Below are 23,847 nucleotides of genomic sequence, written 5' to 3' on the forward strand. Positions count from 1 at the left end.
CGATGACATCATGTAAAAAAATCGCCGTTTTAGGTGCAGGAAAAATGGGTTTGGGTATCACCCAGCTGTTTGCCAGCAAAGGCCATCCGGTTAAAGTCATCTACGTCTTTGACGACAAGAAGCGCGGCAATGCCCTGGATATTTTAAAAGATAATCTGAATACCCTATACGAAAATGGGGTCATTCAACAGGAACAGATTCAGGAGACCCTGGACCGGATTACCTTTACAGAGAGTCTGGAGGAAGCAGCGGACTTCGCCGATATCATCTTTGAATGTATTGTAGAGGACTTGCAGGTAAAGCAGCATTATTTTGAACAGCTGGACCGGCTTTGTCCGGCTAGTACCGTTCTGGCGTCCAACACCTCGGCCATCAGCATTACAGAAATTGCAGAAAATGCAGAGCACAAGGAACGGATTATCGGTACCCATTATTGGAATCCCGCTTATCTGATTCCTTTGGTAGAAGTCATTCGCACGAAATATGTATCAGAAGAGACGGTATCTGCTACCTATGAACTTTTGGCGGAGGTAGGCAAGAAGCCGGTTATTGTGAAAAAGGATGTACCGGGCTTTCTGGCCAACCGTATGCAGCATGCCCTATTTAGGGAGGCTCTGTCCATCGTGGAACAGGGTATCGCCGAACCGAAGGATGTAGATGATGCCATCAAATATGGATTTGGTATGCGCCTGGGGATTTCTGCACCAATGGAGGTCATGGATATGGGCGGATTGGATTTAACGTATTCTATCCACAACTATTTATTTCCGCATTTGGAAGATTCCCACCAGCCGCTGGCCTATCTGACAGAACGGATGGAGAAGGGAGAGCTGGGCTTTAAAACGGGAAAAGGCTTACAAGAATGGCCGCCGGAAAAAATTGCTCAAACTCAGAAAAATCTTACAGAAGGGCTGATTAAAGTGGCGAAAGCCCTAGATCGGCTGTAAGCAAGGTGTCTTTGACGGCAGGGCATCGGCGCCCTGCTGCTGAAGACGTGGATAAAAACCTGAAAGGAGACCGTTATATGGGCAGAGAAGCCGCTTTATACGAGACGAGGATGACGGCCCTCTATGAGTCGAGAGAAGAGCTTCAAGAGCTGTTCAGCGATACTTTCATGCAGACCTATACCAACTTTAACACCTTTGAGGAATTTACCTTTTCAGGAGCCGTCTTTGTTGACTGGAAAGCTGATTTTATCGTGGAAGACAGAAAGGCTTTTGATTGCTGCGTCAAAGGGAAGACCTCCTTTGATACCTGGGCACAGATGTATGAGAAAGCATATGAATTAAGAGGAAAATAAGATGAAGATACTTTATATAGATTGCTCCTCTGGCATCAGCGGAGACATGACTTTGGGCGCTTTGGCAGACGTTAGCGGACAAGAGAAATACTTGATGGAGGAATTAAAAAAGTTAAATCTTCCTGGGTATGAACTAATCATAGAAAAGAAGAGAAAAAACGCCATTCAGATGACGGATGTAGATGTACGTATTACTGCTCAAGAGGAAGAAGAGGAACGAAACTTCTATGAGATTTGCCAGATTATTGACGCCAGCGGCGTTACCGATAAGGCGAAGACACTAAGTAAGAAGATTTTCCTGGAGATTGCAGAAGCAGAGGCTAAGGTTCACGGAAAGCCTTTGGAGCACGTTCACTTTCACGAAGTAGGAGCAGTTGATTCCATTGTGGATATTGTGGGTACTGCCATTTTGGTGGATTGGATAAACCCCGATAAGATTATATTTTCTCCGCTCCACGATGGACATGGTTTCGTCACGTGCAGGCATGGCATTATTCCGGTGCCTGTACCCGCTGTAGCGGCCATGCTGGAAGGCAGCGGTATCCCAGTGATTAGTGAAGAGGTGGACACCGAGCTAGTCACGCCGACGGGCTGTGGTATTGTTAAGTGCCTGGCAGATGAAATCGGTTCGGTGAAGGAAGGCTGGACGATTGACAAGGTGGGTTATGGCATGGGTAAGAAGGAGACCGGGCTTTTCGGTGCTCTGCGGATGATGCTCGGAACCTCTATATAAGTTGTATAGAAATAAATTTCTATAAATTTCACAATAATTCCTTTTACTAAAACGAAAGCGAAGGCCTCTTTTTCTACCTGTTTTACAGGCTGGAGATAGAGGCCTTCGCTTTTTCCGTCATATAGGAGATAAAAGCAGAGACGGAATCTGTTAGAAATCGATCTTTGTGATGGGCAAGGTAAATGATTCGATGATTTAGGGGGGAATGAATCGGTATTACCGCCAAGTCAAACTGTCGCAGCAGCGGTGTATCGGCTACTACGGCCATGCCAAAGTTATGATGGACCATGCCTCCAATCGTGGTTTCGTCGTCAAAGGTCCGAATAATATCTGGCACCACCTGATGTTCTTGAAACATATTTCGCACCGCCTTGCCAATGGGAAGGGCTGGTCGATAGGTCATAAAGGGATGGTCTTCTAACTCTTCTGGATCCACCCATTCTTTCTGGGCAAATTCGTGGTCTTTTCTGGCAATAACGACGAAGTTTTGAATAAATACCGGGATATAAACTAAAGAGGATTCATTTTCATCCATGGAGCAGATTCCTAAGTCATAAGTTCCATTTCTGACACCTTCAATCACCTCTTTTGTATAATTAGGGAAAATTTGAAAATCCGTCTGTGGGTGCACAGTTAGATACTCCTGAATCATACGGGGCATGAAATCCCCTGTCATAGTGGGAATGACTCCCATGTCGATGTGCCCCGTTTCCACACTGCTGTGCTTTTTTAGCAGTTGGACTCCTGTTTCAATCTCGGTGAGACCTTTTGATACATGGCGGTAAAACTCTTTGCCATATTTGGTTAATACGACGTTTCGCCCTTGCTTCTGAAAGAGGGGGGTACCCAGCTCCTGTTCCAAGCTGGAAATGGCATAGCTCAGGCTAGGTTGACTGATGAACAGCTCTGAGGAGGCCTTGGTATAATGCTGCAATTCTGCCAGCTTTTTAAAATAGGTCAGTTGTCTCAGATTCATTTTTTACTCTCTTTTTATGTGGGTGTAAAGGCTTCTTTTTTGATTATATCGATACCTATAGACAATGTCTATAAATTTGCAGAAATATTGGTATTAGTATTTCCGATAACGATAAGCTAAAATGAGCCAACGGTGTGAAAAAAATAACGAGACACCAACCTACATAAAAAAGTATGAAGAAGGAGAAAACCCATGGATTTAGTCACACAAAAAACGGAGGAGAACAGAGTACTTATTTTCTCGGCAGCATTTATTGTTATATTCTGCTGTTCTGCTTCCGCAGCATTTTCAGTTTTTTCAGTACCCCTTCAAAACGCTACGGGGGCTAATGCGGCTCAAGTCGCCCTAACCCTGACCATCTATCAGTCTTTCATGGCCTTGTTCGGGATTATTTCGGGAAAGATTGTAGACCGATTTGGTCCGCGGATGTTGATGTACGCAGGCGGGCTTATTTTTGGCTTGGGCTGGCTGTTGACGGCCTTTGTAAACACCTTGCCGCTGCTGTATTTAACTTGTGGCTTTATTGCTGGTGCAGGAAACGGGCTCTTGTACAATCCATCCATCAACACGGCCTTAAAGTGGTATCCGGAAAAGAGAGGAACGATGTCCGGTATTCTGCTAGGATCGGCATCCTTAGGACCTTTGGTCCTAGCCAAAGCAGGCGCGTTGCTTTGTGAACAATTTGGCACAAAAGGTTTTATTTATATTGGTCTGGCCTACTGGATTCTAATCTGGTTAGTGGGCTGGAAGATGAAAGCCCCAGAAGCGGGCTGGAAACCAGCAGGGTTTCAGCAGCTGGCTGCCAGCGGGGTTACATCTCTGCAACGGGATTTTACCCCAGGCGAGATGCTCCGCACAGGCAAGTTCTGGCTCATGCTAGTGCTCTTTGCTATATCCTGCACATCAGGTATTATGATGATTGGTTCATTGTCCAAGATTGCTCAGATACAACTGGCTATTACCCCTTTAGCTGCTGCTAACTTTGTAGCTATTAACTGCCTGTCCAACTTTTGCGGACGATTGATTGTAGGGCGGTTCTGTGATAAGACCGGAGAACTGAAGACTTTGCTGGGAATTTTGGTGGTGACTATTATCGGCCTGTTTGGCTTAAGAATAGCTACCACGCAAATGCTCTTCATTTTCTTCCTAATTCTGTTGGGGGCTTCTTTCGGCGGCGTGCTGGTGGTATTTCCACCATTGACTTCAAAGACTTTTGGCGTAAAGAACTTCGGTATCAATTACGGCATCATGTTTTTTGCTTATGCGATTGGCTCCCTGGTGGGACCACAGATTGCAGCCAATGCGGTTAACGACAGCCTGGGAGTCCACGCTTACAGCATGGCCTATATAGTCGCCATCGGTGTGGCGGCACTTGGTATTCTAGTAGACGTCATCATGATAATCAGTCAAAGCGGTAAAAAAGCGATACAATAAATATTTAATGGAGGTAAATTATGGAGTACATTAACGTAAAAGGTGTGAAGAAACCTGCATCAAAATTGGTTATGGGTACGGCTTGGTTCAGTCCGGACTTCGAGGATGAAATTTTTAAGATGTTAGACCTTTATGTGGAAAGCGGCGGAAACGTTATCGACACAGGCCGTTTTTATGGAATCGCTCGTTCCGAAGGTATTTTGAAAAAGTGGTTTGATTCCAGGAATAATCGGAAGGATTTGATTATCGTGGATAAGTGCTGTCACCCTATCATTACCCCGGATGGTGTTCATCATCCAGAATATTGGCGAGTAAAGCCAGATTTGATTACCGATGATCTGCATTACAGCTTGTTTCATACTGGCTGCGATTTCTTTGATATTTACCTGCTTCATCGAGATGAGCCAAAGCTGCCTGTATCTGAAATCATCGATCGGCTGGAAATGCATCGTCAGGAAGGCCTGATTGGAGCATATGGCTTCTCTAATTGGGAGCTTGACCGGGTGAAAGAAGCTTACGAATACTGCCAGGAAAAGGGTTACACTGGTTTAGCAGTAAATAATCCTTCTTATTCCCTTGCCAAGGTACGTACTGCCCGGTGGCCGGGAACCGTGTATGCAGACGATGAATATGCTGCATGGCATGAAGGCAAAGACATCACGTTGTTTAGCTGGGCGGCCCAGGCACACGGCTTCTTTGCCGATATTTACCCTCGAGATGGCAGTGCGCCGAAAGATATTCAGGAAGCCTTCTTCTATGATGACAATTTTGAACGGTTAAAGAGAGCTCAGGAATTGGGCAAAGAAAAGGGTGTAGACTCCATCAATATTGCCTTAGCATACGTGCTTTGTCAGCCTGCTGGTGTAGCTGCTATCATTGGCAGCAGAAGTCGAAAGGAATTTGATTCTTGTATTCAGACTCTGAATGTAAAGCTGTCTAAAGCAGAGTTGGATTACCTGTCTTTAAAGTCTGATTGTTTATAGGTAAAGGTGTAAGCTTTACCCTGTTATATAAAATTACTATGGCCAAAGGAAGTGCCATAGTAATTTTTTTTTGGTATAATGAACCTATGTGGTTATAAGGTAATATGAAAGCAGTATGGCAAAAATCTTGCATTGAAATAGTACTATTTTAATCTGTATTGGAGACAACGGTGTTGTCTCTTGGGGCATTGCCGAGAGAAAAATAGTGTAAACAAGGAGAAAAAGATCATGGAAAATACAGCAAAAGAATATATGAAGAAGTATGAGCAGTTAAAAGAGGAACTGAAGAAGCTGGGCAGTGTGTCGGTAGCCTTTTCCGGCGGAGTGGACTCTACGCTGCTGGTATATGCGGCTAAGGAGGCGTTGGGCGATCAAGCGTCAGCGATCATCTGCAAGTCAGCTTTTGTACCGGATCGGGAATATGAAGAGGCCGTGGCTTTTGCAGAAGCTCACCAGATTCCGTACCAGGTGCTGAGTATGGAGGTGCTGTCTGTGGAAGGTTTGGAGGACAACCCAGAGAATCGATGTTATCTGTGCAAGAAGGCCATTTTTTCTGCCATCTTGGAAAAGAGCAAGGAGATGGGCAGGAAGTTTGTAGCCGAAGGGTCCAATATGGACGATGCATCTGATTACCGCCCGGGGAAAAAAGCGATTATTGAGCTTCAAGTGACCAGCCCGTTGTATGCAGTAGGCCTGTATAAGGCAGAAATTCGTCAGATTTCTAAGGAGCTGGGGCTGCCAACCTGGGATAAACCGTCCTATGCCTGTCTGGCTTCCCGGTTTGTCTATGGGGAGACTCTGACCTTGGAAAGGCTGAAGAGAGTAGAGCTGGCAGAAGAATTTCTGCGAGGCTTAGGGTATCGGCAGCTGCGGGTACGGGCCCATGGAGACTTGGCCAGAATTGAGTTAGAGGAAGCTGATTTTGACAGCATGATGGAAAAGAGTCGACGACAGGTCGTTCACCAGAAATTCAAAGAGCTGGGATTTCAGTACATATCGCTGGATTTGCAGGGCTACAAGATGGGCAACATGAACGCAGGGCTACAGTAAATAGAAAATGGCTATTTTCTGGGCGTGTGCTTTATAGAGAATTCTGTATTATAAGAATAGAGGTTAAAATCTCTATTCTTATTTTTGTGATTGAAAGGAATGGATTATGTTGAAAACGTTATTGCTGTTTACCCCCTTCCTTTTGTTTATAGCTATGAGTATTTTTTCAATATGGATTGTTTGGCATGCTATTAAACATATAAAAAACAAATAATATAGAGGTTTTAAAAATTGAAGATTGGAAAAGGTAAAAAATTTAAAATCGTATTGACAGGAAATATAACTGAGAATATAATAGTTGAAAGATTATACAACTATTTAACTTATGAGGGGTGATCTTATGTGCGCTTATGAACCGGATATTGACCGATGTGATTGTAACACGATTCACGAAGAAGTTGTAAATGATGTTCGTGAACATATGCCAGAGGAGGATACGCTCCTTGATTTAGCGGATATTTTTAAAGTATTTAGTGATTCTACGCGGGTAAAAATTCTTTATGCTCTGTTTCGCGCAGAAATGTGCGTCTGTGATATTGCTGTTCTTTTAGGTACTACAAAATCCTCCATTTCACATCAGCTTCGAATTTTAAAACAAGTAAAGCTGGTAAAATATCGAAAGGATGGGCGTGTGGTCTATTACTCTCTTGCGGACGAACATGTTAAGAGCATTTTCAAAGAAGGACTTATTCATGTCTGCGAAAAATAATATTTTAATATTTAACAGGGGCTGTTCTTGTAGACCATTTTGGCTGTACAGGAGCAGCATAAAGTCTTATTTATTCATAGGGAAGGGGGAGCTAAAATGCAATCTGTCATTTTTACTATATTTGGACTTCTGATTGGCCTTGCTGTATGTGGAGCAGGAATTTATTATTGGAGTAAAGAAAAATATGACCAAGAATCAGTTAGGATTTATCGTATCGTTACATTGATAGGAGCTGTAATTACGATTGGTTTGGCCGCAAAAATCGGTATTCTTGGACTTTAAGCATATTTTTTTTTGCCAATTAGTGGAATAGTTGTACAATAATATACATAAGGAGATGATGATATGGCTGCAATGAAAAAAGAGTATATACTGGAGGGACTCTGTTGCGGTAACTGCGCGGCGAAAATTGAGCGGGATATTGGAAAAATTGGCGGTGTGTCCTTTGCAGCCGTCGATTTTGTATCCAAAACTCTCACCATGGAAATTGCCGAAGGTACAACTGTAAACAGTCTTGCTGCTCAGGCAGATGCCATTGTCAGACGTCACGACTCTCAAGTTGTGGTGAAAGAAAATTCTTCTAGTTATTTGATTAATTCTAATTCCTTAGCAATATCCAAGTTTACTTCTAAGACATTGACGGTTATTTCACCGAAAATACCAAACAGTCTACCCTGCGTATGCTGTTGAATGATACCCTCTAATTGTTCCTGCGATAATCCAGTTGATTCAACTAGAGCTGGAATCTGAATAGATGCCGATTCTGGACTGATGTGTGGATCAAGGCCAGAACCTGATGCTGTCAGTAAATCTGTTGGGATATCCTCTTTGGAAATAGAAGGACTTACAGCTAGAAATTCCGCAATGTCGGCTTCTACGCGTTTTGTAAGTTTAGGATTGGTTGCAGCATAGTTTTTGGAACCCGAACTGATACCGGTGTAAGTTCCATCAGCCTTTTCTTCCTGTGTATAGGTGTTATAACCCACAGCGGAAGGGCGATTTTTCATGAAGCGCTGGTCTGTAAAATCCTGTCCGACCAGCTCTGAACCTATTGCTTGCCCATCAAAAACAAGGAGACTGCCATTTGCCTGATATGGAAAGAGAAGTTGACTAATTCCAGTAAGCAAAAGGGGATAAGCCAGCCCGCAGATTAGGAGCATTGTTACTGTAATAAGCAGTGGTTTCTTGATTCCTTTCAAAGATTTAATCATATTCGATAACCTCCAATTCTATAATTAGGGCATTTACGCCACAAATACACGATTTTTGTTTAGTCTACGGTTTTAGCATCAAGCAGACCCTTATAATCCAAAGACTGCCAATAAGGGAGTAATCAAAATATCGATCAGTTTGATACCAATAAAAGGTGCTGCGATACCACCAAGTCCATAGATTAGCATGTTACGAGTTAACAGCTTTTCAGCGCGCAGCGGTCTATATTTTACACCTTTCATTGCCAAGGGAATCAGCAGCGGAATGATAATCGCGTTGAAAATCAAGGCAGATAAAATCGCACTGTACGGTGTGGAAAGAGCCATGATGTTCAGCGTTTGCATCTGGGGAATCACCACCATGAACATGGCAGGGATAATCGCAAAATATTTAGCAATATCGTTGGAGATGCTGAATGTTGTAAGCGAGCCACGTGTAATTAAAAGCTGTTTACCAATTTCTACCACATCCAAAATCTTGGTAGGATCGGAGTCCAGGTCAATCATATTGGCTGCTTCTTTGGCTGACTGAGTTCCGCTGTTCATCGCAATACCCACATTGGCCTGTGCCAAAGCAGGAGCATCATTGGTGCCGTCACCTGTCATAGCAACTATCTTGCCTTCGGATTGCTCAGCTTGGATTGCCTGAATCTTATCTTCGGGCTTACATTCAGCAATAAAGCTGTCCACACCGGCTTCCTGCGCAATGGTAGCCGCCGTCAGGGGGTTATCTCCAGTACACATAATGGTCTTAATACCAATTTCCCGGAGTCTTGCAAATCGCTCCACAAGACCTTCTTTTATTGTGTCCTTTAGATAGATAACACCTAAAATACGTTTATCAACAGAGACCACCAGTGGCGTACCACCAAGCTTAGCGATTTCAGTTACTCGCGCTTCCAGGTCCTTTGGACCAGAACCACCCAGCTCTTGTACATATTTCTGAATGGAATCAGAAGCACCTTTTCGAATTTTGGTTCCATCAGGGAGATTAACACCGCTCATGCGTGTCTGTGCAGTGAATTCTACAAACTCCATGCCACTGATGGGGTGATCCGTTTTGCCACTCAGCCGTGCTCCCAGCTGAACAACAGATTTTCCTTCAGGGGTATCATCTTTGAGGGAACTAAGCACAGAAAAATGAATCAACTCCTGTTCGCTAACGCCATCTACAGGAATGAATTTTGCAGCCATTCGGTTGCCATAGGTAATAGTGCCTGTCTTGTCTAAAATCATGGTATCCACATCGCCGCAGGCTTCCACCGCTTTACCAGACATAGCAATCACATTAAATCGTGTTACCCGATCCATTCCTGCAATGCCGATTGCTGACAACAAGCCACCAATGGTTGTAGGAATCAAGCATACTGTCAGAGCAATCAATGTGCATAGTTGAAGCCTAACGCCACTGTAGAGCGCAATAGGGTATAGCGTAACAACAACAATTAAAAAAATGAGGGTCAGGCTTACCAGCAGCGTATTTAATGCAATTTCATTAGGCGTTTTTTTGCGGGAAGCTCCTTCTACTAAAGAAATCATTTTGTCCAAAAAGGATTCTCCGGGATTGGAAGTAATCCGGATTTTTAACCAGTCACTGGATACGGTTGTACCACCCGTAACAGATGAAAAATCACCACCGCTCTCTTTGAGTACAGGTGCAGATTCGCCGGTAATAGCAGACTCATCGACAGAAGCGATTCCTTCCATCACCTCACCATCATTGGGAATTAACTCTCCTGCCTTAACTAGTACCATATCCCCCTTTTTCAAAGAGCTGGCACTTACGATTGTTTCCGTTTCATCCATGTTCAAAATTCGGGCCTGCATATCTTTTTGCGTTTTTTTCAGACTTTCTGCCTGTGCTTTACCCCGTCCTTCTGCAACGGATTCCGCAAAATTAGCAAAGAGTACAGTAATAAAAAGGATTATGGATATGATAAGGTTGTACCCACGCAAATTATTTCCTTCATCTCCAAATAGGCTCGGAAAAAAGCAAAGCAATAGTGTTGTGAGAAAACCTATTTCTACTACAAACATGACAGGATTTTTAATCATGTACCAGGGGTTTATCTTTGTAAAGGCTCCTATAATAGAGGATTTCAGAATATCCGCTGTAATTAATTTTGTTTTCTTTTCATTGTGCATAATAATACCCCCTTAATGCCACAAAGCTATGTGTTCGGCCACTGGGCCAAGAATCAGTGCCGGGAAAAACGTCAGTGCAGCAATAACAAGCACCACCATAAATAAAGCGACTGCAAATGTGCTCGTATCAGTTCTCAACGTGCCGATAGATTCACTGACAGGGTGCTTCATCATCAGTGAATTGGCTATAGCCAGAGAGATGATGATGGATAGATAACGACCGAAGAACATGGTAAGCCCCGTGGTGATATTCCAAAAAAGGGTGTTATCAATTAATCCTTCAAAACCGGAACCATTGTTGGCAGAAGAAGATGCAAATTCATATAAGACTTGGGTTAACCCATGGTGGCCTGAATTGCTGATTCCTGCTAAACCTGCCGGGATGGTCACGGCCAATGCTGTGAAAGTCAGAATCAGCAGTGGATGAATCATGATACCGAGCGCAGTCAGTTTCATTTCCCGGCCTTCAATTTTCTTTGCTAAATACTCTGGCGTGCGCCCTACCATTAGTCCGCAGATGAACACAGTCAGAATCACATACAGAAGCATATTTAAGAGGCCAACACCCTTGCCGCCGAATACCATGTTAAGCATCATATTTACAAGGGGAACCAGTCCCCCAAGAGGTGTCAGCGTATCATGCATATTATTAATGCTGCCGGTGGTAAAGGCTGTTGTTACAGCTGTAAATAATGAGGACTGTGTGATCCCGAAGCGCATCTCCTTGCCCTCCATGTTACCCATGCTTTGACTGAGACCTGCTTGCTCCAGCGCAGGATTTCCAGCTTGTTCTGCATTAAAGCAAACGGCGAGGCCTATCATAAAAAGGAGAAGCATAACTGTAAAAATAGGCTTTGCTTCACTACCCAAAAATAAAATTTTAGCCGCCTGATTTTTTTTATTTTTCTCTTTTGTATGACTTCTCACCATGAGACCAAACATGATTACACAAGCACCGGGCAGAAGCATCATGGACAACATCTCCAACATGTTAGTAAAGACCGTTGGATTTTCTAACGGTGTTGCTGAGTTTGCGCCAAGAAACCCGCCGCCGTTGGTACCAATATGCTTAATGGATTCCAATGCAGCAATTGGACCCATGGCAATGTCTTGATATTTTCCCTCAATAGTTTGAACGGTTATATTCGGTGACAAATTTTGTACTACACCTTGGGAAACCAAAAGTAACCCCACAATCAGGGAAAGCGGAAGAAGAACACGTGTCGTAATACGAACAATATCTGCATAAAAGTTACCCATAGCTTTAACTTTGCCGGAAAAAGCTCGGACAGCGGCCACAGCTACAGCGTATCCAGTGGCGGCGGAAGTAAACATCATAAAAATAATCACCACCATCTGGCTTAAATATGAAAGGCCAGATTCACCAGAATAATGCTGAAGGTTCGTATTGGTAATAAAGCTAATTATCGTGTTGAAAGACAGGCTGGGGTCCATTCCTGCGACACTGTTAGGATTAAAAATCGGCAATGCCTGTAGTCTCAAAATCAGATATCCGACAAATACCATCATTCCATTGGTTGCCAGCATAGCAAAAGCATACTGTTTCCAATTCATTTCTTTTTGGTCGATGCCGCAGGTCCGATAAATCACATTGTCCACCCGGTCAAAAATCGGATCGGCAAAGGTTCGCTGCCCCACGGCAATATGGTACATATATTTCCCCATTGGGAGAATTGCAGCAATAAAGAGTACTAGAAATAATACAATTTGCAACATATTCGATTCCACCTTTCCATTAAAATTTCTCGGGATTTATAAGAGCATATACCAAATATGTCGCTAACCCCACAATTAAAATCCCCAAAATAATCATGAATTTTCCTCCTCTAAGACTTTTCTACTAGATGTCCACACCAATCAGCAAAGCATTTTATCAATAGATAGCAGATTGCAAGGGTACCAACCATCATTAAATCCATTACAAAATTCATTACAACTCCTCCTTTGACTTATTTGCTATTAATTAAAGTAACATATCCATCATAAGCTTGGGATTAGGATTTTTCGATACGTATTAAGATAACATTAAGGATACACGTATATCCTATATTGCTTTTTTAACCTAGAGATAATCTCTATTTTTTTATGGAACTATTTAAGTAGAATGGAATCTGCATCACTTCATCTTTATTTAATCTTAATGCCAAGCTAAAATTCATAATACAATAGTAATCTTTTGCGTGATATACTTATACAAAATAGTTTCTCAGAGAGGGCGAGTTTGAAATGGCTGGTAATAAGAATGATTTCCATATGAATTCTAATCCGCTTTATGCTACACCAAATAAAAAAAAGCGGGGACTGTTGAAGATCTATTTTGGTTACGCCGCTGGTGTTGGAAAAACTTCCACAATGCTAAAAGACGCTCATGAAATGAGAAGTAATGGTGTGGACGTCGTCGCTGGATACATTGAACCACATGCTCGTCCAGAAACAGCAACCCTTTTAAAAGGATTTGAAACGCTGCCTTCTTTGGAGATAACCTATAAGAACGTAACAATAAAGGAATTTGATTTGGATGGTGCTCTTTGCAGAATGCCTGAACTGATTTTGGTGGATGAGTTAGCCCACACAAATGCTGAGGGCAGCCGCCATACGAAAAGGTATCAAGATGTTGAGGAACTCTTGCGTGCAGGTATTGATGTATATACTACCATCAATGTGCAGCATATAGAGAGTCTTAACGATGTAGTGGCGTCTATTACAGGTATTACCGTAAGAGAAAGAATTCCAGATAGCGTCTTTGATAGTGCAGATCAAATTGAAGTGGTTGATATTGAACCAGATGAGCTAATTGAACGCCTTAACAAAGGAAAAATTTATCGAGAAGAACAAGCTCAGCGAGCACTTTCAAATTTTTTTACTAAAGAAAAATTAATTGCACTTCGTGAGATTGCACTTCGCCGCACGGCCGACCAGGTCAACCGAATAGCATCTCAAAATTTAGAGACAGCTAAAAATAACGGTGCTTATTCAAATGAGCATATATTAGTTTGCTTATCCTCAGCTTCTTCAAATGCTAAGGTAATTCGTACAGCTGCAAGAATGGCGGATGCCTTCCACGGTGCGTTTACCGCACTTTTTGTAGAGACACCGAAAACATTAGGAATGGAAGATAAAGACAAGACAAGTCTCAGGGAACATTTTCGGTTGGCTGAGCAATTGGGGGCACAAATTGCCACGGTATATGGAGAAGATGTCCCTGGACAGATTGCAGAGTATGCCAAGGTGAGCCGTGTTTCTAAAATCGTTATGGGCCGTTCCAGTCATATAAAAAAAAGGTTTGGAAAGTCTAATTTTGTGGATAAACTGTCTGCACTTGCCCCCAATTTAGATATTTACATCATTCCGGATATGCAGTCCTCCTTTCATTTGCGGACACCTAAATTTTCAAAACAAGTAAACCTTTCACTGGTGGATTCTTTAAAGACAATAGGCATTTTAATAGCCTGCACATTGGTTGGGCTATGGTTTGACTATCTTGGTTTTACCGAAGCGAACATCATCACGGCGTATATCTTAGGTGTATTACTGAACGCAATTATCACCAGAGGTCAAATATATAGTGCAGCTTCCTCTGTTTTAAGTGTGTTGATATTTAATTTTGTTTTTACTGAACCAAGGTTCTCTTTAGAAGCGACTATTCCAGGATACCCGGTTACTTTTATTGTTATGTTGACGGCGGCGATTATTACCAGTACACTTACGAAGCGTGTAAAAGAGCAGGCCCGTCAGGCGGTAGAGAAAGCTTATCGGACAGAGGTTCTTTTAGGTACAAGCCGTAAATTACAGCAGGCCAGCAACCAAGTTGAAATTCTGAGTGAAACTGCACAGCAATTAGTAAGGCTATTGGATAGAACCGTAGTCTTTTATGCTGCACAAGAAGATTGTCTATCGGAGCCCTTGTTTTTTTCTGTTGGAGAAGCAAGTAATCAGTTACAAGTTTACACGAAGGCAGATGAACGTGCTGTGGCAGAATGGGTATATAAAAATAATAAACATGCAGGAGCTACAACTAATACTCTTTCTGCCTCAAAATGCCTATATCTTGCGGTACGCGGAAGGGATAAGGTCTTTGCTGTTGCAGGAATTGCCGTGAATAAGCAGATGCCTTTAGAGGCCTTTGAAAAAAGCTTGGTAATCGCTATGCTGGGAGAATGTGCACTTGCACTGGAAAAAGAATGGCTGCACGAAACTCAAAAGCAAATTTCCATACAAATGCAACAAGAACAGCTTCGGGCCAATCTACTTCGAGCTATTTCTCACGATTTGAGAACACCACTCACCAGCATTTCAGGCAATGCAGGGATTCTAAGAGGCAATTCTCAAATTTTGAGTGAGGAACAAAAGCAGGCACTCTATACCGATATTTTTGATGATTCGATGTGGCTGATTAATCTGGTAGAGAATCTACTCTCCATTACCCGAATAGATAATGGGACAATGAACCTAGATATGCGTCCGGAGCTTTTAGACGAGGTAATTACAGAAGCGTTGCTTCATATTAATCGAAGAAGTGCAGAGCATACGATTGAGACTGCATTGGAGGAAGAATTTTTAATGGCTAGAATGGATTCCAGGCTGATTATTCAAGTGATTATTAATATTGTGGACAATGCAATTAAATATACACAGCAGGATTCATGCATTACCATTTCAGTAAAAAGAGACCGAGAATTTGTTCGTGTAGAAATAGCTGATAATGGTTCTGGACTTTCAGATGATGTCAAAGACAAATTGTTTGATATGTTTTATACGGGTGAGAATATCAGTGCAGATAGTCGGCGTGGACTTGGTTTGGGATTGCCATTATGTAAATCTATTGTTAATGCGCATGGCGGTTCCATTTATGTAAGAGACAATACACCACAAGGAACAATATTTGGATTTACGTTACAGGCAGAGGAGGTGTATCTTCATGAATAAGCCATTGATTTTGGTGGTTGAGGATGATAAGGCCGTTCAAAAGTTGATTACAACTACTTTAGAAACACAAAATTATCAGTACCACACAGCAGGAACGGGAGAAAGTTCAATTCTTGAGGCTGTTACTAAGCAGCCGGATATTATGATTCTAGACTTAGGGCTTCCAGACATGGACGGGGTGGATATTATAAAAAAAGTTCGGACATGGTCTAATATGCCTATTATTGTAGTAAGCGCACGAAGTGAAGACCGTGACAAGATTAGTGCACTTGATGCCGGCGCAGACGATTATCTGACAAAACCCTTTAGTGTGGATGAACTTTTGGCACGGCTCCGAGTTAGCTTGCGCAGAGTACGTTATGATAATGCAAAGCTGCAAAAGGATGCGACGGTCTTCTTAAATGGCAACCTAAAGGTTGATTATGCCGCGGGTTGTGCGTGGCTGGATGGCGAGGAAGTTCACTTAACTCCTATGGAATATAAACTGCTTTGCTTGCTGGCAAAGAATGTTGGCAAAGTTTTAACACACAATTTTATCATCCATGAGATTTGGGGGAACTACTATAGCGATATTCCGGCACTACGTGTTTTTATGGCAACATTACGCAAAAAAATTGAAAAAAATTCTTCACAGCCGAAGTATATACAGACGCATATTGGTGTTGGATATCGTATGCTGCGGGTAGGGGATGATGGTAAATCAAGCTGATTGAGCAAAATACATTTTTAAATGTTATGGGTTGACCAGTTTGTTGTGGACAAGGCGGGTTATAAGATAAACTTATGGCCGGGTATCATCTTCAAGTATTAACACATATTTTTTGAGTATGATATGATTGATTTTGTCAAGAAAATGATTCGGCAGGCTGCTTTTATAAACAAATCTGAAAGCAGCGGGCTTAAATCAACACTTTATTGGGAGGTAAATGATATGAAAAATTTTAAGGATTGTATGATGAGAGATGTCTGTCTGTGTATGGGCAAAAACTTAATGAATACAGAAATAATGAGAACAGCGCGAATGTGTATTGCTGGATAAAATAAAGCAAGCAAATAGGATGGGCGACACATATGGAGACTGTTTCACAAAAAAATTTACGTTTATGTGGAAGCAGTTTTTTTAATCCCCAGATTGTTTTAAAGGAGTTCTTGAATGGATAAAAATAGTTTGGCAGAACATAAGGATGTGACGAAACAGATTGAAAAATTTCTTCGCCAGATTGAGTATGGTTCCATAACCTTGATCGTTCAAGACGGAAAAATCATACAAATCGAATGTCAGGAGAAAATAAGAATTAAAAAAATTTGAAAGCTATACCTGTAATGTTTAACACTTTAATGTAAGTAAAGATATAACATAATTAAATAAAATAAGCTGACTAAAAAAATTAGAGGCTGTTTAAAACTTTGCCATGAGGCGGAGCTTTAAACAGCCTTTTTGCGTAAGCAGAGGAAAAGAAAGGGGGCGTTAAAATGGTAAAAAGGCTGATCTATGCAGATAATGCGGCAACGACAGGTATTTCGGATGAAGTGTTAAAAGAAATGCTCCCGTATTTTCAAGATAATTTTGCTAATGCGTCTACCGCATATGAAATCGGACAGCAGGCAAAAGCCGCAATTGAAAGGGCGAGAAATAAAGTAGCAGCATCAATCAAAAGTAAGCCGGAGGAAATATTTTTTACCAGCGGGGGCTCTGAGGCAGACAACTGGGCGATTAGAGGGGTGGCGGAAAAGCTACTGCCCCAAGGTAAAAAACATATTGTTACCAGTGTATTTGAACATCATGCCGTATTACATACCTGCGAGGCTCTTGAAAAGAGAGGATATGAGGCTACCTATCTGCCGGTTGACAGCAAGGGATTTGTAAATCCGGAGGATGTACGCAAGGCCATAAGAGACGATACCGCTTTAGTAAGTATCATGTATGCTAATAACGAAATTGGGACCATTCAGCCCATCGAGCAAATCGCAGCCATATGCCATGCAAAGGGGGTACTCTTTCACACCGATGCGGTTCAGGCCGTGGGTAATGTGAATATCGACGTAAGAAAGCAGGAGATTGATTTACTTTCGATTTCCGGCCATAAAATACATGCACAAAAAGGAATTGGTGTTCTTTATGTGAAGAAGGGACTTGTCCTGTCAAACTTACTTTATGGGGGCGGTCAGGAAAGGGGCAAGCGTCCGGGTACAGAAAATGTTCCTGCTATTGCAGGTCTTGGCAGAGCTATGGAACTGGCCGTATCAAATCTGGAAAATAAAATCAACGAAGTGACAGAAAAAAGAAATCGCATTCTTGACGGTATATTAGCCATTCCCGGCACCAGGCTCAATGGAGATCGGGAAAAGCGATTACCGGGAAACAGCAATATTTCTATCGAGGGGATAGAAGGAGAGAGCCTGCTGCTACTGCTGGATCAAGTGGGCATATGTGCGTCAAGCGGCTCTGCTTGTACTTCCGGTTCACTGGAACCTTCCCACGTATTGCTGGCAATAGGCTTGAAGCCGGAGCTTGCCCATGGTTCGATTCGATTGTCCATTAGCCAAGAGACAACGGATGAAGAGATTACCTATATCCTGGATAACCTCCGGGAGATTATTCACAAGCTGAGGACCATGTCTCCACTGTGGGAGGAAACAGATGAATAATAAAATTGCCATAGCTAGTACAGACGGAAAAGTAGTTAATGAACATTTTGGCCGGGCACAACACTTTCATATTTTTGAAATCGGGAAAGGTGGCTATCGGCATCTGGAGTCCAGAACGGTAAGTGCCTGCTGCCATAGCCAGGGACACAACCACGAGGCTTTTGACAAGGTAGCTAAAGCACTAAGAGATTGCCGTGCTATCATCGTAGCTAAAATTGGTGAGGGAGCCAGTACGTACTTGGAATCGAAAGGATTCCTGGTATTTGAAGCCCCTTATCTAATTGATGGGGTAATGAAAAAAATCATCGAAGACAATTTATTGGAAGGAGGAGCGTAATGGGATTTTCATATGACGAGCTAACAGTAAAACATCCTTGCTTTGCCAAGGGCAAAAAAGGCAATACCGGTAGAATCCATCTTCCCACGAGTCCAGGGTGTAACATCGAATGTAGATTCTGTGACCGGCAGATTAATGATTTTGAAAGGCGGCCGGGGGTTACGTCGACGATTATAACGCCGGAAGAAGCCATTGACATCATCAGACGGTCCCTTGAAATGTGTCAGGCGATTACGGTGGTGGGCATTGCTGGGCCAGGAGATACCCTGGCGACACCCTATGCGCTGGAAACTTTTCGTTTGGTTAAGAGGGAATTTCCGCAGCTGATTAAATGTATGAGCACAAATGGCCTGCTTCTCCCGGATAAGGCGGAAGAAATAATTGAAGTTGGCATTGATTCTCTGACCGTAACCGTCAATGGGGTGGACCCGGAAATAGAGGCGAAGTTAAATGGGGGGATTACGTATCACGGAAAGTATTATGGCGGTGTGGAAGGAGCAAAGATCCTAATTGCCAATCAGCTGGAAGGAATTAGACGGATAGCCTCAGCGGGAATCACTATCAAAGTAAATACCGTTTTGGTACCGGGGATTAATGAGCATCATATTGGAGAGGTTGCCAGAGCAGTCCGTGAGGCAGGCGCCAGTATTTATAATATCATTCCCTTAGTCCCCCAGCATGAACTGGCACATTGTCAGGCCCCTACCTGTCAGCAGACAGATTCGGCAAGGCAGCAGGCGGAACCGTACATAGATGTATTCAGGCATTGCCAGCGTTGCAGAGCGGACGCAATTGGTGTGCCAGGAGGGGAGGACTTTGGTGATAAGATTTATCTGAAGAGGATTTCACATAAAGATACGTTTTCACATGGTTGATAACAAGAATAACAAAGGTTTAACAGGAAAGGTGATATTGATGAAAAAAGGAAACATAAAAAGAAGGTGGCTCAGTGCCCTGCTGATCTGTGCGTTACTATTTACAGCGGTGGGCTGCGCCGGAACTGCTGGAGGTAAAACCAGCAGTAAAAAAAGTGATTTAATTGATTTTAGCATAGGGTATTTGCCTTCAACGGGGCATTTGCTGTACTTCGTTGCTAAAGACAAAGGATTTTTTGAAGAGGAAGGGCTAAACGCGGATCTGGTGCTGTTCGCTGAAAATAACAGTATGCTGACTGCGCTGGAGAATAAAAAACTACAGGCAGGAGCTCTTGGCTCCACAAATTCCATACAGTACATCAGTCAAGGCCATAAGGTAACCATCTTTGGCGGAGCCATGACAGAAGGCCATGCCCTGGTCGTGAAAAAAGAAGTAGTGGAAGGTCTTGGCGATAAGGCAGACTTATCGGCCTTAAAAGGAAAGAGGATAGCCGATACGTTTGGTGGGACGGCGGACGTAGTATTTCGTCAGGGGCTGATAGATGCGGGACTAGATCCGGAAAAAGATGTGGAACTTGTATCTGCTGAGAGTGGTGCGGCAGCATTTGCAGCACTGAAAAATGATGAGATTGACGGAGCTATTTTATTTACACCATTTAGAAAGTTAGCCGAAGATGCGGGTTACAAAATCCTTTCTTATAGTGGGGAAGTAGAAGGGTTTGGGCATCATCCATGCTGCCGTCAGGTTGCTGAAACGGCAGAGCTGGAAAAAAATCCGGATACCTATGTGAAATTTCTGAGAGCGCTGATTAAAGCCTACAAGTTCTACCAAGAAAATGAAGAGGAAACGGTGGATATCATAGCCAACTATGTAGATATTGATAAAGACATTCTAAAGGCAGAAACTTATGGAAAATACATCAGTTCTAATCCAGATCCAGATAGAGCTTCAACGGTTACATTCTATGATGCCATGGTAAATCTAAAGTACGTAGAACCTTTTGATATTGAAGCAAGTATTAATACGGAATTATATGAGAAAGCACTGGCTTCAATTATAAAAGAGAAGCCGGAAGACAAGGTATACCAAAGCCTTGTGAAATATCATGAGGAAAATAAATAAGCGCTTGCGGATGCTGAAGAGAGACAGAAGGGAGGCCTAAGGTGAGCAAGATTGAGATAAATAATGTGTCACTGGACTATTTTGGTAAAAAAGACACCTTTACCGCACTAAAGGATATTTCGTTTGCCATAGAAGAAGGGGAATTTGTCAGTATAATTGGTGCCAGCGGATGCGGGAAAAGCACCTTGTTAAGTATTCTGGAGGGCTTAAATTCTCCCACAGAAGGAATTGCCAGGATTGACGGAAGTGAGATTACGGGCACCGGTTTGGAGAGAGCAGTAGTGTTTCAACACTACTCGCTTTTTCCCTGGATGACGGCATTAAAAAATGTTGCCTATGGAGTCCGGCAGGTGAACAGGAAGCTGCCGAAGAAAAAGCTTTTTGAAATCGCAGATGAATATCTCTCAAAAGTCGGTTTGAGCAAGTTTAAACAGAAATATCCCGCCCAGCTTTCTGGGGGTATGCAGCAGCGTGTAGCCATAGCCCGGGCATTGGCCATGAGCCCCTCCATTCTTTTAATGGATGAACCTTTTGGAGCGGTGGATGCAAAAAACAGAGTGATCTTGCAGGAGCTGCTGCTTCAATTGTGGGAAAAGGGCGAGGATAAGAAAACCGTCGTCTTTGTGACCCATGATATTGATGAGGCCATACTGCTTTCCGACCGTATTATCATGATGGCGGCTAACCCGGGACGTATCAAAAAAGAAATTCAAATTAATTTTCCAAGACCACGGAATAGAGAAGCATTAGTTCAATCTAAGGAGTATGCAAATTTTAGAAAGGAACTGATGTCGTCGTTTTTCAATGAGAAGTCTGAAAAAATCCATGGCGCTGAAGTTGCACTGTAGCGGGTAAAATGCGTGAAAAAGGTACTAAATATAACAAATATATTTTTTCTTATTTTTCTTCTGATTCAGTTTCTCCCGAATCAATACAGCAATGATACCTATGGAAAAAATATTATTTTATTTATTGTGGTGGTTGAAGGAAGCTTCCTCCTGATTTCTTTAATAAAAAAGGAGCAAGCCCAAATAAATACGGCTAAAGATGTTATTGCAATCGCTTACTTCCTGATTATTGTATGGCAGCTGCTCACAGCTAAAACCGCATTTCTCAGCGAAGAGCTGTTTCCAGCACCGGGAACCGTGATTGAACAGTTTATAGATGATTTACCAAAGATAATAGAGGGTATTCGAAGCTCCTTACTTATCATATTAGAAGGATATATTTTGGCGGTAATTACGGGAATTCCCACCGGGTTAATAGCAGGATGGAACAAGCGGCTAGGCAGTTCTTTCAGGCATGTATCGCAATTTTTAGGCTCCATACCGCCCATTGTTTATATTCCCTATGCGATTGCGCTGCTGCCTACGTTCCGAGACTCTTCTGTATTCGTTATCTTTGCGGCATCATTTTGGCCTATCGTTGGGGCAACCATGACGGGCGTAGTCCATATTGAACGGAAAATAATTGATTCAGCAAGGACTTTAAATGTAGGAAATGTCTCCATGCTGTTTCATGTGATGCTTCCGGCGGCATTGCCTCAAATTTTTATCGGCTGCAATCAGGGTCTGGCCATTTCTTTTATCTTGTTGACATCAGCAGAAATGATCGGCGGGAAAACTGGTATGGGGTTCTATATTAAGTACTATTCGGACTTTGGAGATTTCACAAGAATTGTCGCAGGAATTATTGTATTGGGAATTGTGGTAAGTGTTATCACGTTCTTTTTTAACAAATTCCAGAAATACCTGCTTCGTTGGAAGCAGTAGCAAACCAGAAAAGGTGTTAGAGGGAAAGAATAGGAGGTCATGATGACTAGAAAAATAAATTTAGACTTGTCGAGTGTAGAAAATCGGGAGATGCGGCTAGGGTCCATCATTTCATGGGATGGAAGCGCCAGTGAGCTGGCGGAAGCGTCAAACTATGATATTCGAGGTCAGAAAAGGACTGGAGAAGGGGGCGGATGTGCCGGCAAAAAAGGACCGGGGTGCAAGTTGTGTGAGTTAAATATGCCATTTAATCAGCAGACCATGTGTAATCACTCAATTGTAGGATGTCAGGTCGGCAACATCCCGGATTGTATTCTGATTGAACATTCGCCAATCGGATGTTCTGCCATCCATCCAAGATTCAATCTGGGCTATCGGATTGGCCTGATGAGGCGAGGAAAAGAGGTTAAAAATCTTCAAATCGTCAGTACCAATTTGTTAGAGCGGGATATGGTGTTTGGCGCAAGCGATAAGCTCAGGCGGAGTATTCGTGATGCCTATGAGCGGTTTAATCCCAAGGCCATATTTATATCTATGTCCTGCTCCACGGCCATAATTGGGGAGGACATTGAAAGTATCGCCATGGAAATGGAAGGGGAGCTTAACATTCCAGTGATCCCACTATTTTGTGAGGGATTTAGAAGTAAACACTGGAGTACCGGTTTTGATATTTCTCAGCATGGAGTTGTGCGGCAAATCGTCAACAAAAACCCTCAAAAGCAAAAAGATTTAATCAACATTGTTGCCCTGTGGGGAACCGACTACTTTACGGAATTGCTAAAGCCCTTAGGCCTCCGGGTGAATTATCTTATTGATATGGCTAGTTTTGATGAACTGGCACAGGCCTCAGAAGCAGCAGCCACCGCTACATTCTGCCATACCTTGGGTTCTTATATGGCCACCGCCCTGGAAGAAAAATATGGAGTCCCTCAAGTTAATGCGTCCCAGCCCTATGGCTTTGCAGGTACCGACGATTGGTTGCGGGCCATTGCAAAAATAATGGGCAAAGAAGAGATTATAGAAGAGTATATCGCCAGTGAACATGCAAGAGTCCTCCCTAAAATTCAGGAATTAAGAGAAAAGCTAAAGGGCATAAAGGGTTTTGTCTCTACGGGGTCTTCGTATGCTCACGGGATGATTTCCGTACTCAGAGAGCTGGGAATAGAAGTAAATGGGTCTATCGTGTTTCATCATGATCCCGTTTACGATAGTGGACATACGGAACAAAATACCTTGAAGCACTTGGTTGATAATTATGGAGATATCGAGCATTTTACTGTCAGCAAGACTCAGCAATTTCAGTTTTATGGATTGCTAAAACGTGTAAATCCGGATTTCATTATTATACGGCACAATGGTTTGGCTCCACTGGCTGCTAAAGTCGGAATCCCGGCATTTGCCATGGGAGATGAGCATTTTCCCGTAGGATACGATGGAATCATCCGGGTGGGAGAAGCCTTAATTGAAATCCTTGCTCGCAAGAAGTTTAATCAGGTTTTACAACGGCATGTAAAGCTTCCCTATACCGATTGGTGGCTCAGTCAGGCAGACCCATTTATTTTAGCCAAGCATCCGGAAATCTTAGAAGAAGGGAAACAGTAAA

Annotated in this window: 24 protein-coding genes; 19 read left to right on the plus strand and 5 right to left on the minus strand. The window is 42.8% G+C overall.

All coding sequences use genetic code 11. The annotated features are described in order from the left end of the window. Positions 1-2 precede the first annotated feature (2 nt). The 3 genes from Ami103574_RS00880 to larC all read left to right on the plus strand — a co-directional run bounded on the left by Ami103574_RS00880 (position 3) and on the right by larC (position 2,033). Entirely contained in the window at positions 3-947 is a 945-nt protein-coding gene (locus Ami103574_RS00880; RefSeq protein WP_163064871.1) for a 3-hydroxyacyl-CoA dehydrogenase family protein, read from the plus strand. Between the two features lie 77 nt (positions 948-1,024). Then, positions 1,025-1,300 (plus strand): hypothetical protein, encoded by a 276-nt coding sequence (locus tag Ami103574_RS00885; protein ID WP_163064872.1) that lies wholly within the window; start codon positions 1,025-1,027, stop codon positions 1,298-1,300. A gap of 1 nt (position 1,301) precedes the next feature. Continuing rightward, positions 1,302-2,033 (plus strand): nickel pincer cofactor biosynthesis protein LarC, encoded by a 732-nt coding sequence (gene larC / locus Ami103574_RS00890; RefSeq protein ID WP_163064873.1) that lies wholly within the window; start codon positions 1,302-1,304, stop codon positions 2,031-2,033. Between the two features lie 82 nt (positions 2,034-2,115). Here larC and Ami103574_RS00895 read toward each other — a convergent pair whose 3' ends face one another. After that, on the minus strand, positions 2,116-3,009 hold the full coding sequence (locus Ami103574_RS00895) for a LysR family transcriptional regulator (protein WP_163064874.1): 894 nt from the start codon (positions 3,007-3,009) through the stop codon (positions 2,116-2,118). A 192-nt stretch (positions 3,010-3,201) separates the two neighbouring features. On the opposite strand from Ami103574_RS00895, the gene Ami103574_RS00900 reads away from it, so the two are divergent. From Ami103574_RS00900 to Ami103574_RS16125, 6 genes are all read left to right on the plus strand, one after another. Continuing rightward, positions 3,202-4,443, plus strand: a complete 1,242-nt coding sequence (locus tag Ami103574_RS00900) for an L-lactate MFS transporter (RefSeq protein ID WP_163064875.1) — start codon at positions 3,202-3,204, stop codon at positions 4,441-4,443. 20 nt (positions 4,444-4,463) lie between these two features. After that, positions 4,464-5,426: an aldo/keto reductase gene (locus Ami103574_RS00905; RefSeq protein ID WP_163064876.1), complete on the plus strand. Its 963-nt coding sequence runs from the start codon at positions 4,464-4,466 to the stop codon at positions 5,424-5,426. A gap of 228 nt (positions 5,427-5,654) precedes the next feature. Further along, positions 5,655-6,476, plus strand: coding sequence for an ATP-dependent sacrificial sulfur transferase LarE (gene larE, locus Ami103574_RS00910; protein ID WP_163064877.1), 822 nt, complete (start codon positions 5,655-5,657; stop codon positions 6,474-6,476). Positions 6,477-6,816: 340 nt separating this feature from the next. Continuing rightward, positions 6,817-7,185, plus strand: coding sequence for an ArsR/SmtB family transcription factor (locus tag Ami103574_RS00915; protein ID WP_163064878.1), 369 nt, complete (start codon positions 6,817-6,819; stop codon positions 7,183-7,185). 96 nt (positions 7,186-7,281) lie between these two features. Next, positions 7,282-7,467, plus strand: coding sequence for a hypothetical protein (locus Ami103574_RS00920; RefSeq protein ID WP_163064879.1), 186 nt, complete (start codon positions 7,282-7,284; stop codon positions 7,465-7,467). A 72-nt stretch (positions 7,468-7,539) separates the two neighbouring features. Then, complete coding sequence (locus Ami103574_RS16125) at positions 7,540-7,875, plus strand: heavy-metal-associated domain-containing protein (RefSeq protein WP_246213219.1); 336 nt, start codon at positions 7,540-7,542, stop codon at positions 7,873-7,875. Here the strand turns inward: Ami103574_RS16125 and Ami103574_RS00930 are convergent. From Ami103574_RS00930 to kdpF, 4 genes are all read right to left on the minus strand, one after another. Then, positions 7,770-8,396 (minus strand): K(+)-transporting ATPase subunit C, encoded by a 627-nt coding sequence (locus tag Ami103574_RS00930; protein WP_207710514.1) that lies wholly within the window; start codon positions 8,394-8,396, stop codon positions 7,770-7,772. The two genes, Ami103574_RS16125 and Ami103574_RS00930, sit on opposite strands and share 106 nt — an antisense overlap. 90 nt (positions 8,397-8,486) lie before the next feature. After that, complete coding sequence (kdpB, locus tag Ami103574_RS00935) at positions 8,487-10,541, minus strand: potassium-transporting ATPase subunit KdpB (RefSeq protein ID WP_163064881.1); 2,055 nt, start codon at positions 10,539-10,541, stop codon at positions 8,487-8,489. A gap of 12 nt (positions 10,542-10,553) precedes the next feature. Beyond that, complete coding sequence (gene kdpA, locus Ami103574_RS00940) at positions 10,554-12,278, minus strand: potassium-transporting ATPase subunit KdpA (protein ID WP_163064882.1); 1,725 nt, start codon at positions 12,276-12,278, stop codon at positions 10,554-10,556. A gap of 19 nt (positions 12,279-12,297) precedes the next feature. Continuing rightward, positions 12,298-12,375: a K(+)-transporting ATPase subunit F gene (gene kdpF / locus Ami103574_RS16130; protein WP_163067887.1), complete on the minus strand. Its 78-nt coding sequence runs from the start codon at positions 12,373-12,375 to the stop codon at positions 12,298-12,300. A 413-nt stretch (positions 12,376-12,788) separates the two neighbouring features. On the opposite strand from kdpF, the gene Ami103574_RS00950 reads away from it, so the two are divergent. The 10 genes from Ami103574_RS00950 to Ami103574_RS00995 all read left to right on the plus strand — a co-directional run bounded on the left by Ami103574_RS00950 (position 12,789) and on the right by Ami103574_RS00995 (position 23,846). Beyond that, the gene (locus Ami103574_RS00950) at positions 12,789-15,488 is read left to right on the plus strand and encodes a sensor histidine kinase (RefSeq protein WP_163064883.1); all 2,700 of its coding nucleotides are present in this window, start codon (positions 12,789-12,791) and stop codon (positions 15,486-15,488) included. After that, positions 15,481-16,197, plus strand: a complete 717-nt coding sequence (locus Ami103574_RS00955; RefSeq protein ID WP_163064884.1) for a response regulator — start codon at positions 15,481-15,483, stop codon at positions 16,195-16,197. The genes Ami103574_RS00950 and Ami103574_RS00955 overlap by 8 nt, the downstream gene beginning before the upstream one ends. A 444-nt stretch (positions 16,198-16,641) precedes the next feature. After that, complete coding sequence (locus tag Ami103574_RS00960) at positions 16,642-16,797, plus strand: YezD family protein (protein ID WP_163064885.1); 156 nt, start codon at positions 16,642-16,644, stop codon at positions 16,795-16,797. 164 nt (positions 16,798-16,961) lie between these two features. Beyond that, the gene (gene nifS / locus Ami103574_RS00965) at positions 16,962-18,137 is read left to right on the plus strand and encodes a cysteine desulfurase NifS (protein ID WP_163064886.1); all 1,176 of its coding nucleotides are present in this window, start codon (positions 16,962-16,964) and stop codon (positions 18,135-18,137) included. Beyond that, positions 18,130-18,474, plus strand: a complete 345-nt coding sequence (locus Ami103574_RS00970; RefSeq protein WP_163064887.1) for a NifB/NifX family molybdenum-iron cluster-binding protein — start codon at positions 18,130-18,132, stop codon at positions 18,472-18,474. Before nifS ends, Ami103574_RS00970 begins: the two co-directional genes overlap by 8 nt. Continuing rightward, entirely contained in the window at positions 18,474-19,349 is an 876-nt protein-coding gene (locus Ami103574_RS00975; RefSeq protein ID WP_163064888.1) for a radical SAM protein, read from the plus strand. The genes Ami103574_RS00970 and Ami103574_RS00975 overlap by 1 nt, the downstream gene beginning before the upstream one ends. A gap of 40 nt (positions 19,350-19,389) precedes the next feature. Then, positions 19,390-20,472 carry an ABC transporter substrate-binding protein gene (locus Ami103574_RS00980; RefSeq protein ID WP_163064889.1) on the plus strand — a complete coding sequence of 361 codons (1,083 nt, stop codon included), beginning with the start codon at positions 19,390-19,392 and terminating at the stop codon, positions 20,470-20,472. Positions 20,473-20,513: 41 nt separating this feature from the next. After that, positions 20,514-21,320 (plus strand): ABC transporter ATP-binding protein, encoded by an 807-nt coding sequence (locus tag Ami103574_RS00985; protein WP_163064890.1) that lies wholly within the window; start codon positions 20,514-20,516, stop codon positions 21,318-21,320. Between the two features lie 12 nt (positions 21,321-21,332). Further along, positions 21,333-22,244 (plus strand): ABC transporter permease, encoded by a 912-nt coding sequence (locus tag Ami103574_RS00990; RefSeq protein WP_163064891.1) that lies wholly within the window; start codon positions 21,333-21,335, stop codon positions 22,242-22,244. 42 nt (positions 22,245-22,286) lie between these two features. Beyond that, positions 22,287-23,846: a nitrogenase component 1 gene (locus Ami103574_RS00995; protein WP_163064892.1), complete on the plus strand. Its 1,560-nt coding sequence runs from the start codon at positions 22,287-22,289 to the stop codon at positions 23,844-23,846. Position 23,847: the final 1 nt, after the last annotated feature.

Origin of the sequence: Aminipila butyrica (assembly GCF_010669305.1) — a bacterium.
GTDB classification, from domain to species: Bacteria; Bacillota; Clostridia; order Peptostreptococcales; family Anaerovoracaceae; genus Aminipila; species Aminipila butyrica.